The sequence below is a fragment of the Winogradskyella epiphytica genome, from assembly GCF_003217215.1.
Taxonomy (GTDB): Bacteria; Bacteroidota; Bacteroidia; order Flavobacteriales; family Flavobacteriaceae; genus Winogradskyella; species Winogradskyella epiphytica.
Genome location: NZ_QJTD01000003.1, coordinates 218,686 through 230,915 on the forward strand (window position 1 = coordinate 218,686; position 12,230 = coordinate 230,915).

The 12,230-nt window shown below is 34.5% G+C and carries 9 protein-coding genes and 1 riboswitch; of the genes, 2 read left to right on the top strand and 7 right to left on the bottom strand.

Annotated elements, in window-relative coordinates; genetic code table 11:
• Positions 1-66: 66 nt before the first annotated feature.
• From rmuC to DFQ11_RS09915, 6 genes are all read right to left on the bottom strand, one after another.
• Positions 67-1,461, bottom strand: coding sequence for a DNA recombination protein RmuC (gene rmuC / locus DFQ11_RS09890; protein WP_110475723.1), 1,395 nt, complete (start codon positions 1,459-1,461; stop codon positions 67-69).
• A 96-nt stretch (positions 1,462-1,557) separates the two neighbouring features.
• The gene (locus tag DFQ11_RS09895; RefSeq protein ID WP_110475724.1) at positions 1,558-2,190 is read right to left on the bottom strand and encodes an SCO family protein; all 633 of its coding nucleotides are present in this window, start codon (positions 2,188-2,190) and stop codon (positions 1,558-1,560) included.
• A gap of 3 nt (positions 2,191-2,193) precedes the next feature.
• Positions 2,194-3,882, bottom strand: a complete 1,689-nt coding sequence (locus DFQ11_RS09900) for a tetratricopeptide repeat protein (RefSeq protein WP_110475725.1) — start codon at positions 3,880-3,882, stop codon at positions 2,194-2,196.
• Between the two features lie 224 nt (positions 3,883-4,106).
• A complete protein-coding gene (locus DFQ11_RS09905; RefSeq protein ID WP_110475774.1) occupies positions 4,107-4,901 on the bottom strand; it encodes an ABC transporter ATP-binding protein in 795 nt (264 codons plus the stop codon).
• 5 nt (positions 4,902-4,906) lie between these two features.
• The gene (locus DFQ11_RS09910) at positions 4,907-5,929 is read right to left on the bottom strand and encodes a FecCD family ABC transporter permease (RefSeq protein WP_110475726.1); all 1,023 of its coding nucleotides are present in this window, start codon (positions 5,927-5,929) and stop codon (positions 4,907-4,909) included.
• 96 nt (positions 5,930-6,025) lie between these two features.
• A complete protein-coding gene (locus tag DFQ11_RS09915; protein ID WP_110475727.1) occupies positions 6,026-7,168 on the bottom strand; it encodes an ABC transporter substrate-binding protein in 1,143 nt (380 codons plus the stop codon).
• A 205-nt stretch (positions 7,169-7,373) separates the two neighbouring features.
• Positions 7,374-7,589: riboswitch (cobalamin riboswitch) on the top strand.
• Positions 7,590-7,618: 29 nt separating this feature from the next.
• On the opposite strand from DFQ11_RS09915, the gene DFQ11_RS09920 reads away from it, so the two are divergent.
• Positions 7,619-9,466: a TonB-dependent receptor plug domain-containing protein gene (locus tag DFQ11_RS09920; RefSeq protein WP_110475728.1), complete on the top strand. Its 1,848-nt coding sequence runs from the start codon at positions 7,619-7,621 to the stop codon at positions 9,464-9,466.
• Positions 9,467-9,476: 10 nt separating this feature from the next.
• Positions 9,477-10,529 carry a YncE family protein gene (locus DFQ11_RS09925; RefSeq protein ID WP_110475729.1) on the top strand — a complete coding sequence of 351 codons (1,053 nt, stop codon included), beginning with the start codon at positions 9,477-9,479 and terminating at the stop codon, positions 10,527-10,529.
• 127 nt (positions 10,530-10,656) lie between these two features.
• Here the strand turns inward: DFQ11_RS09925 and DFQ11_RS09930 are convergent, their stop codons facing one another.
• Positions 10,657-12,075, bottom strand: a complete 1,419-nt coding sequence (locus DFQ11_RS09930) for a S41 family peptidase (protein WP_229791277.1) — start codon at positions 12,073-12,075, stop codon at positions 10,657-10,659.
• Positions 12,076-12,230: the final 155 nt, after the last annotated feature.

Below are 12,230 nucleotides of genomic sequence, written 5' to 3' on the forward strand. Positions count from 1 at the left end.
AAGAATATATTGTTTTGTGGTGATAATTTACGGCTAGGCGAAGAGAAAAGGCTCTGAGATCAGGCACTACTGGTCGTATTCGTCCTCTGTAGCCCGTTTTACGATATTTTCAGGAAGTGATTTTTTTGCTTTGGCGCCCATCTTTTTGAGTTTTTCAACACGTGAAATTAGGTTTCCTTTGCCATCCACTAATTTATTCATGGCCGCAGAATAATCACTTTTAGCCGAATCAATCTTTTTACCAACGCCTGTTAAATCTGTAACTAAACCTTCAAACTTATCATAAAGTGCACCTGCTTGCTTGGCAATTTCCATCGCATTCTGCTGCTGTTTTTCATTATTCCACATACTATCAATAGTACGAAGGGTAGCTAACAGGGTGGAAGGGGTAACGATAACAATATTTTGTTCAAAGGCTTTATTATAAAGTGAATTATCTTCATTAATGGCTACAGCAAAAGCAGGTTCAATAGGAATAAACATCAATACAAAATCAGGAGATTCTATATCATATAAGTCTTGATAATTCTTTGCAGAGAGTTGATCTACATGGCGTTTTATAGAGTTGACATGAGCTTTCAAATACATTGGTCTTTCGTCGTCATCTGCATTCACTAAGCGTTCATAATCGGTTAAGGAAACCTTAGAATCAATAATCATTTTCTTCGAATCCGGAAGATGTAATACAACATCTGGCATAACGCGACTACCATCTTCGCGTTGGAAGTTTTGCTGAACAAAATACTCACGATTCTTCTCTAATCCTGATTTTTCTAAGACACGTTCTAAGACTAATTCGCCCCAATTACCTTGAGTTTTACTATCACCTTTTAAAGCTCTCGTTAAATTGGTCGCCTCTTTTGCCATAATTTGGTTTAAGTCCTTTAAACCTAAAAGCTGCTCTTTTAATGCTGAATGCATGCTGATGCTTTCCTTTTGGGTATCCTCAACTTTTTTCTCGAAGGTTTTAATTTTCTCTTCAAGTGGGTTTAATATACTTTTAATATTCTCCCTGTTTTGAAGTGTGAATTTTTCCGATTTTTCATCTAAAATTTTAGAAGCCATTAATTCAAAATCCTTACGTAACTGCTCTTGCTGCTTCACTAATTCTTCATCACGGTTTTTATTTTCTCTTTCAAGACTTTCATATTCAGAATTACGTCTAGATAACTCCGCATTTAAAAAATCTTTCTCTCTTCTAATCGCTTCACGATCTATTTCAACCTTAGAAATAGTCTCTTTTAAATCAGATAATTGCTGATTAAAATATTGGTTTTGCTTTTGATTTTCAGATTCGGCATAGTGTTTAAATTCATTGAATTGCTGTTGAAGATTGGCATTTCGTTCTTCTAATGTGCTCTTCTCACTTTTACTTTTTAACTGTGCAAACTTCTGCCTAATAACGACACCAATTCCTGCTGTAACAAAAATGGCAATGATTAGAATAATAGTGTTATCCATGATAAAAATTGAAATTTATCAAATATAATCGATAATGTGGAAATGGGAGATGAAAGAGATTACCGATATCGTATTAAAGTAAATTGAAATCCAAAATTAATGTTTTAGCGTTCTTATATCGGTTATTAACTGTTCAATGTCTTCATCTTGAGTACCATCATAAATCCCTCGAATTTGCTTTTTTTTATCGACTAAAATAAAATTAGGCGTATGAATAAAATCTTGTAATCCACCATCACCTTGTTCTACAACAGCAAAGTAACTTTTTCGTGCTAAGTCATAAATGTGTTTTTTATGTCCAGTTGTTAAATGCCATTTTGAATCGATGGCGCCTTTTCTATTAGCGTACTCACGTAATACTGAAACACTATCTATATATGGAGTGACCGAAAGCGATAATAACATAATCTCATCATCATTTAGAAATTCGTTTTGAATTTTAGCCATATTATCAGACATAATGGGACATATAGTTCCACAGCGTGTAAAAAAGAAGTCAGTAACATAAATCTTGTCCTTGTAATGGTCCTGAGTGATGGTGTCTCCGTTCTGATTAATAAGTTTAAAATCTAAAACGGTATGATGTGTACTTGAATTATGAAGACTTTTGTCCACTAATTTGGGATTAAAATTAGATGGATTATAAATGGGTAGAGGTTTCCTCTTTTCGTTAGCACAAGAGGTAGTGATAACCAAAAACAGAAATGCTAGAATGGTATTCAAACGCATGGTTTATATGATTTGATGTTTCGAAATAAATTGATTTGCTTCTGTTATTTCAGGTCTTTCGCCATTGGAACTTTTGGTTAATTCCAATAGTTTATTAAAATACAAGGTGGCTTTATCATTATTTCCAGATTGTTTTGCGGCAACAGCAGCTCCATAAAGACCATTAAATCTATTAGGACGACTTTCTAAATTAACTTCGTAGACCTTCAACGCTTCTGTGGGCTTATTTAATTTTAAAAGTAAATCGCCTAAAAGTTCATCGGCAGGTAAAACTTCTCCTGGCGTTACAGGATGTTTAGAGGTTTTAGCTTCCATTTTCGCTGCTAACTCCATAAGTGAAAGTGCTTCGGAATTATGACCTTTGGCTAATTGAATCCATGCGTCTGCAGCGTGTATCTGAATCTTAACTTGAGTTGCTTTATAGCTATCTCTGTTTTCGAGCTGTTGATGTAATTCTTTCAAGGTCTTTAATTCATTTTCAGCGGCACTGATCTTACCTAAATGCGCATAACCTAAAGCTTTTCCAAAATGCAATAGGGCTTCTTGCCAAGGTGATTTTTCCCAGTCAAATTCGGTTTTTGGTAGCTCTAAATTGGCAGCGTCTTCCCAATTTTTGTTCTCTAAGGCCATTCTAATAGGTATAGCGGTTAAGGCATATGCAGAGGCTAAATCATTAGCTGGAAATACGGTATCTACACCTCTCATCTCCTTGATATATTCTAAAGCCTTTTCATTATCACCAAGTTGCAAATAGGCATAAACTAAATAATCAACTGCGTGTATTTCTTGGGTCCATGTGGCATTCGGATTTACACTTTGCGCATAACACTGAGCAGAAGAAGCCGAATTTATGTTTGTGTCAATAGATTCCTGCCATAGTCCTAAACGCGTGAAAATATGAGAAGGCATGTGTTGGGCGTGTGCGGAACCTGGAGCAATTTCGGCATATCGTCTAGCGGAGTTTAATCCTAATGATGCCAATTCAGGATAATCGTAAGAGTGAATAATATAATGAGCAATGCCTGGATGATTTGGACGTTCTTCAAATAATTTTTCTAAAAGCGCGCCTGCTTTTCTCTGATTGTAAAAGGTTTTGTCATTAGGGGCAGCAGATGAGGTTAAGGCTAAAGCATAAAACACGGTTGCCTCAGCATCGTCCTTATCGCTTAAGTAAATGTCTTCCATCTTATTGGCGTACCGAACTTCTCTTGTTTGATGATCTACCTGTTCCCAATCTTTATAATAAGCTCCAATTGCTTCAATATATTGCTTTGCTTTTTCTGATTTATCTAAAGATTGTGCGATGTCAATTAATTTAGACCCTTTTCTTAAATCATCAGCATTGGGTGGTGCCCATAAGGAATGGTAAATACTCATGGCAACTCCCCAATAGGCCATAGCGCATTCCGGGTCGGCATCAATAACTTTTACAAAGGTTTTTTCTGCTTCAGCATATTCAAAGGAATGCAACAATGATAGGGCTAAGTCAAATACTTCTCGAACTTCATAATTGCAATCTAAAGCAAAACTCACATCCCCAAACTGCTCTGTGCTGCATAATAACAGTTCTTCGCGTTTTAAGTCGATAGAAGCTAATGCTGCATTCGGCGAAGAAGCTTTCTGCTTACAACTACTACATATAAAAATGAGAACGAAACAACTTAATCTAAAAACGGTACTTAAATTGGTCATAGTAACTAATGTATATAGGTTCAACCACAACTATAGAGCAGACAATGGCTCTATAGGACTCTGATATAATTAGTTGTGTTCTTTAGGAGGAGGTATAAAATAGGAAACTTATAACTCCATATTTTAATAGGAAACTATGTTAAAGATAGTGAAAAATGAATTTAGATATTGAATATCAGCGCTGTAAAATTGCGTTGGCGTCGTATTTTAAGAATAAAAAAGTCTTATTTATTTACTCTAAAACTTCCAATTTTCTCGTCAAAAACAATTAAATCTTTAGGGAAAAGTGAATTAAAAACACCTTCAGATATTAATTTACAAGGTTGATCGAAAACCATCTTATCCTTTTGCATAACAATCATCGTGTCGCATAATTGAATGGCTAAATCAATTTCGTGAGATGAAAAAAGAATCGTTTTTCCTGTTTCTTTAGTTAATGTTTGAAGCAGTTTTAAAATGTATGCCTTATGATACATATCGAGATGTGTAGTGGGTTCATCTAAAACAATAATGGCTGTATCTTGTGCTAAGGCACGAGCTATCATCACTTTTTGTAATTGACCGTCACTAAGCTCGTAACATCTTTTGTCTTTTAATTCTGTGATATTGACTAACTCTAAAGAGTTACTTATAATAGAGTCATCAGCTTCGGTTAAATTACCAATCCAATTGGTATAAGGATGTCTTCCTAAAGCGACTAATTCAAAAACAGTAAGATTTTTTGAAGTTAAGGGTTCGGTTAAAACAATGCTTAGATGTTTTGCCAATTCTAAGTTGGTAGTGGTTTGTATATTTTTCCCATTAAGGGAAATATTGCCAGACAAAGCAGGTTGCACCTTAATTAAGGTTCGTAATAAGGTAGATTTTCCAATACCGTTTGCACCAACCAACCCTATTAAATGTCCCTTTTGTAATTCAAAATTGATATCTGAAGCCACAACAGTTTCCTTCTTTTTGGTTTTGTAACCAATAGAAAGCTGATCGGCTTTAAGGATGATATGTTGGCGTTCTGCTGTCATATTCATTAAAACATCATTTTACGTTGTCTAACCAACAACCAAATGACCACTGGCGCTCCTACTAAAGCAGTAATGGCATTAATTGGTAAGACATAATCACTTGAAGGAACTTGTGCTATACTATCGCAAATTAACATGACAATGGCACCAAAAAGAAAAACGGCTGGCAATAGTATTTTATGGTTTGAGGTTTTAAAAATTTGACGGGTTAAATGCGGTATTGCCAATCCTATAAATGCAATTGGTCCAGCAAATGCTGTAATAGTACCCGCGATTAAACTGGTGGCAATTATGATAATATATCTGCTTTGTTTCAAATTTAAGCCTAAACTTTTAGCGTAATTATCTCCAAGTAACAGACTGTTTAATCCTTTGATAGAAGCGATACTCAGGAGAATGCCAATGCCATATATTCCAAAGAAAATCAATAATTCTTCCCAAGATAAATTACTCAAACTTCCAAAGCCCCAAAAAATATATTGTTGTAATTGTTCGGCGGAGCTGAAGTAGGAGAGAACGCTGACTACAGCAGCTGTAATGCTTCCAAACATTAATCCTATAATTAGTATGGCCATAGTGTCTCTAACCTTGCTTGATACAGCTAATACAGCTAAAAGCACTAAGAAACTCCCTAAGCTGGCTGCAATTACAATGCTCCATTTTGAAATGAGAGTCGTCGCAAATAAACCTCCAAATAAGCCTGAGCCAAGGATGACCAAGGCAACACCCAAACTTGCGCCTGAACTGATACCTAAAACGAACGGTCCTGCAAGTGGATTTCGAAATAGGGTTTGCATCAATAATCCCGATATACCTAAACCGGAACCAACTAATATCGCGGTGATGGCTTTTGGTAATCTAAAATCTGTTATAATGACTTGCCAAGTAGTGTTTTCTGCCGTTCCAAAAAGACTTTCGATAATTGCTCCTAATGGAATACTTACTGAACCTAAACTGATATTAAGCACAAAGCAGAACAGTAAGATGACTGTAAGACTTATAAATGAATATGTATGATTAGTTTTCAATGTTTTATTTTGTCATACCTAGGAATGAAGAGTCTCCGATTACTTAAATGAATTCATTTTAAAGAGATTCGTCATTGTGCTAGGCATACAATTCGTCTAATTTAGTTTTTCAAAAAAATAAGGTTCATAACCTTCCAATAGTTCTGGATGTGCAATTTTTATTAAATCTTTTAAGACCAAGTCGGGACGTGCTGTGCCTAACTCATAATACAATACACCTCCTGTTTCACCTGTTGTATTGGCAAATGTATAGATGTTTTTATTTTTAAAGGCATCAAAGTTTGTATAAAGTGTGTTGGCTTTTTCTAACTTCTCAAAACTTGTATAATAAGAGGGACTAATCCATACATCGGCTGCTTTAGCTTTGGTTAAAACGGTTTCAAAACTCAAAGCTAGACTTCCGTTTCCTGTCGTTTCACTCCATAGATAATCGAGGTTAGCATCTTTTAAGAATTGCGCTTCAGGACTTGAACCATTGGGTAAATACCAAACATCTTTATGCATAGCACCACTTAAAACGGTAGGTCTGTTTTTTGCATTTTGAGCCATAGCTTTTGCTTTTAAATAATCCGTTTCAATCTGATTAAATATAGAATCAGCTTCTTTTTCTTTTTGGAATAAGACAGCAAAAAATTTAATCCATTCGGCTTTAGCTAAGGCAGAACCTTCAACCCAATCTCCATTGTAAATTACAGGAATACCTACTTTTTTAATCGTTTCAAAGGTTTTGTTGGTACCGTCTAAACCATGACCAATCACCACATTTGGATTAATATCTAATAAAACCTCAGTATTTAGGCCTTCATTTTTCCCTAATTCTCTTACCGCTCCATTGTCGATCCGTATTCGGGTTTTTTCAGAGGAAATATAATTAGTTTCAGGAAATCCGATTAAAGCTTCTTCAACATTTAATAATTCTAAAGCAGGTATATGCGTGGTTGAAGTGACCACAATACGTTCAATAGGGTTGACAATAATACCATCATACGCATCTTTAGCAAAGGCGGTTTTAGCCATGTTTTCTTGCGAAATAAGCACATATCGAAAAGTTTTTTCAGATTTTGGCCATGGGTTTGTAATACTTAATACCGTGAAGTTTTCATGGTAATCTACTTTAAATCCTTTAGCATATTTTAGCTCAAGTTGTTCAGTTTTTTGAGAGGGGATGGTCTCTTGTTTTGGCTCATTTTTACAAGCGCATACAAGAAGCGATAGAATAAGAATTTTAAAGAATTTCATAAGTTATATCTGTAGCTTTTTCTTTAATGTTAAAGGCGTAAATTAGACTATAAAAACGACACCTTATGAGGCGATTCAAATTTAACATTATATATTGTTGATAGAATTATTATTAGCTATTTTTTAATGGCATGCATTTATCACAACTATAAAATGAATTATAAAAAGTAACGATTTGTATAACTAAGGTTACTTTAAAGTAGTATTTTTGCACGCGAAATTAGGTTCGATTTAATCATATAAATCGATTAAAAGGGAATCTGGTGAGATTTTTAAATCAATTCCAGAACTGTTCCCGCAACTGTAAGCTTAGTCACAAAAGTGATGCTTGCTATTACACTTCAAGTCACTGTTCACAAAAGAATGGGAAGGCAAATAGCGAGACGTAAGTCAGGAGACCTGCCAATTTCAACATAGTAGTCAAACTTTCGGGATAAAAGTGATCGTTAAATGAAAGATGTAATACTCTTATTATTGCTATTTTTTTATAGCGTTGCCGAGGCACAAATAGCCACTGACTCTATTCAGAGGCTTGATGAGGTGGTTTTGAGCGATGTTAAGTTAAAACGCCATTCTAAGGGATATAAAGTGAGCGTTCTTAACGATTCTGTACTTCAGAGAAATGGAGGTTCTTTTACGGATTTATTACGATTTAATTCAATTATTTACTTTAAAGAAAATGGTTATGGAATGGTTTCCTCACCATCATTTCGTGGTACCAATGCTTCACAAACAGCTGTCATATGGAATGGTATTTCAATAAACTCTCAACTTACAGGGCAAACTGATTTTAACACAGTTAATGTTACAAATTTTAGTAGTGTAGTGATTCGTTCTGGTGGAGGGTCTGTACAATATGGTAGTGGTGCTATTGGCGGTAGTATTCATTTAAATAATTCACTGAAATTCAATGCGCATTTTGAAAATACGGCGACATTGTCTTATGGTAGCTATGATTCTAAAAAGGCGAGTTATTTATCGTCATATGCGAATGGAAAGTTCTCCATCAATTTGGGATTACAGTATATAGATTCAGAGAACGACTATAAATATTTAAACTCAGCAAAACGCAATACAAACGGTGCATATAATAACGCTAGTGTTAATGTGACTTTAGGTTATGTGTTGTCTGATACAGATGTATTAAAATTGTATCACCAATCTTTTATTGGAGATCGTGAATTTTCGGGAACTATAAATTCGCCGTCATTAGCCAAATATAAAGATCAAAATTTTAGAACCATGATAGAATGGGAGCGACATGGAGAAAAGGTGGATTCTAAATTTAAAGTAGCGCATTTACAAGAGCATTTTAAATACTTCGGGAATAAAAACACGAAGAATTTTACATTTGGAAAAGTGAATACTTATCTAATAAATTACACGTCCGATATTGATTTGAACCCATTTCTAAAGTTGAAACCCATCATAGCATATAATTATTATGAAGGTTCTGGAAGTAGTTTTGCAAATCCGAATAGAACAGAACTTTCAACGACGGCATTGCTTCAATACAAACCCAATAACTCCTGGCAATATGGTTTAAACCTGAGGCAAGATATAACCTCTAGCTTTAAAAGTCCTATGTTAATGGCTTTTGACATGGTTTTTGAGGTTTCGCCACATTATACCTTAAAACTTAATGGCTCTAAAAATCACAGAGTTCCAACATTTAATGACCTCTATTGGCAGCCAGGAGGCAACCTAAATCTATCACCAGAAACATCGTATCAAGTTGACTTCGGACAAGAACTAAGACTTAATAAGTCGAGCTTAAAGTTAAACACATACTACATTAAAACTAATGATCTTATCCAATGGGTTCCAGGTAACTCCGGGTTTTGGAGTCCTGAAAATGTAGCGAAGACTCAAAATTATGGCGCAGAAGTAGGTTTAGATATAACTAAAACAACTAAGGATCATAATTTTTCCTTACAGCTGAACTATGCCTATACGGTTTCAGAAGATTTAGAAACAAAAAAGCAGCTGATTTATGTACCCTATCATAAGGCGAATGCCAATTTAGCTTATAATTATAAACGTTTGTCGGTATTTTTTCAGCATTTATTTAATGGTGAAGTTTATACGACTAAAGAGAATCTGTCAGGCAGGTTTTATAGCGTTGAGGCTTATCACGTGAATAACTTCGGAATTAATTATCAACTTTTTAAAACGCATTCACAACACATAGATATGAGTCTAAAAGTATTCAACTTATTTAATACAGCATACGAGAACGTGGCATTCAGACCAATGCCAGATCGTAATTTTAACTTTCAAATACAATATAATTTTTAAAACAAGTACAATGAAAAAAGTAATCTTATCAATTTTTGCAATGTCATTATTTATTGTTTCGTGTTCTGACGATAATGATGATGTTATACCAACGGCGCCGTTAGGTGCTTATGAACATGGAATTCTAGTAAGTGCGGAAGGAGGACCATCTTCAATTTCTTTTATTTCTGATGATTTTTCTACAACTCAAAACCAAGTTTATTACAATGTAAATAATGAAGAATTAGGCGTGTATTTACAATCCGTAGGTTTTAATGATGATAAAGCTTACATTGTTGTGGATAATGGAACAATTACAATTGTAAACCGTTATACTTTTGAAAAATTAGGTACGATTTCAACAGGTTTAACAACACCTAGATTTATCGCTTTTGACGGTAATACAGCATACGTATCGGATTGGGCAGATCCTTATGACACTACAGACGATTTTATAGCCGTTATTGACTTAACTTCTAATGCGGTAATTTCTTCAATTCCTGTTTCGGAAGGGCCTGAGCAAGTTTTAGTGAATTCAAGTAAAGTTTATGTATCTCACAAAGGAGGTTATAATGTGAATAATGAAGTTTCTGTAATTAATACATCAGATAATTCACTTGAGACCATTACGGTGAACGATGTTCCTGATGAAATGTTTATTGACGCTAATGGTCATTTATTAGTTTTAAATGCTGGAGCTAATCAATCGTGGTTAAACCCACCTGTTGAAACTGAGGCTTCAATTACAAGAATTGACATAAGTGATAATTCGATTATTTCGAACATGGAATTTCCGTTTGGTCAACATCCTGGGTTAATGGCTTACGACAATGGTCGAGCTTATTATATTTTAGACAATCAAGTGTTTGAATTAACAGATTCAGCAACAACCTTACCGAACTCTCCTATGTTTAGTATTGAGACAAGCTACACTTACGGTATGTCAGTTAAAGGCAATCAACTTTTTGTAACTGATGCAAGCTTCACGGAAAGCAGTACACTATTGGTGTATGATTTAACGTCAGGAACTCTAATTAATAGTTTTAGTGTTGGTTTAGGAGCTTCTAAGATTTACTTCAATTAAATAGAAGTCATAACTCGAATCCGAGTGTTGCTCAATATACCTAAAACGAAAAAGCCGCTTTTACAATTATCTGTAAAAGCGGCTTTTTGAATTGAACATCTAAAACTATAGGCTTTAGGACTAAAAATTATTCAACATACATATCTTGCTCTATAGCAGGAATTGGCATGTTTATATCAATATACTTATAGGTTTCAAATTCTGAATCCGCAGGACGACCAGAGCCTGTCATATGAGCCAATGCAGCTTCTAATAAAGGTTCGTTAAGGTCTCCAAGTGTACCTAAGGTATGAGGTCTTTCTGAAATTTCAATATCTGGAATCATTCCCGTTGAAGGCACGAGTTCATCATTAACATTCGTAGAGTTTGCAATTAAAGGTTGCATGGCGTATGTATGTGATGGATTGACATTATTATTTGATAAGTCAGGTGAGTCATAAATGACACGTGAGGCTTGAGTTTTTCCAACAGTATTTTCGCCCACAACAATCACTTCTATATAAGGCTTCAAACTATTAATAATTAATTCACTCGCAGAAGCGGTTCTTTTATTTGAAGTTAAAACATATACTTTATTTAGATTCAAACTGTTAATAGCTCCTCCATTCGGTATAGAATTTGTAAATGTATAGGTGTTATTATTACTGCTTAAATTGTCATTAAAAAACAGTTTAGAAAACACCTCTCCTGTATACTGTCCGGTAACCATACTTCCTAAATAAGCTGCAGTTTGTACAGAACCACCACCATTATAGCGTAAATCTAACACTAATTCTGATACGCCAGCCGCATTAAACTGAGCAAAGGCATCATTTAATGAAGTATCGAAGTTGGCATTAAAGCCATTATACATTAAGTAGCCAATATTTAGATTATCTACATTTATAACTTCGGCAATATGAATTGGATTTTCTGTATAAGCCACTTTAGATATCGAAGCACTATTTCCATTTAAAGTGATGGTATCATCTATTGGAGTAGTTGTATCATTATCGTTATAATCCGCAAAATTCAAAGTATACGAGTTTTGATTGAGAAGTTCAATTCTGTTATCTACTGTAAGCTCTATGCCGTCAACCGCTCTAAATATTTCACCACGTTGCAAACCTAAATTGTCAGCCGTACTATTTTCTAAGACTAAAGTAATAGCACCGAAAACCTCAGTAGAACTACCAGGTACCAAATACAGATTATACTCAAGTCCATCTGTTAATGTGGTTCCTGCTTGTTGGTTTTGTAAATCAAAATAATTACTGTAAATCCTACTAAATCTATCTACTGTAGAAGGTGAATATTTCAAAGATTCAAACAGTTCCTCAGGAGTACTATAGTCATTTAAATAATTCACGTACTCTTCATTAGAAGAAAATCGACCATCATCTAAATTAGGAATTTCAGATTTGTAGAGATAAACGGCATTCATGCCTTTCCAAACAAAATCATTGATATCTCGTCCAGGAATAATATTGTCGTCCATATCTTCAAAGCAGCTGGTTAAGGCAAAAGCGGCTAGACAGGTTAATACTATAATTTTTAAATGCTTCATAAGTGGGGTTCGTAATATTAAGTTGTAACTTTTTGTTCTGATTGTAAAACTCTAAATTTAGTTACAATATTGTAAAAATTAGAAATCTTTGTAACAAAATGTCAACTGTATCGTCGTAATAATGAAGACAAGAAGTATTGAATTCGCCAACCAAC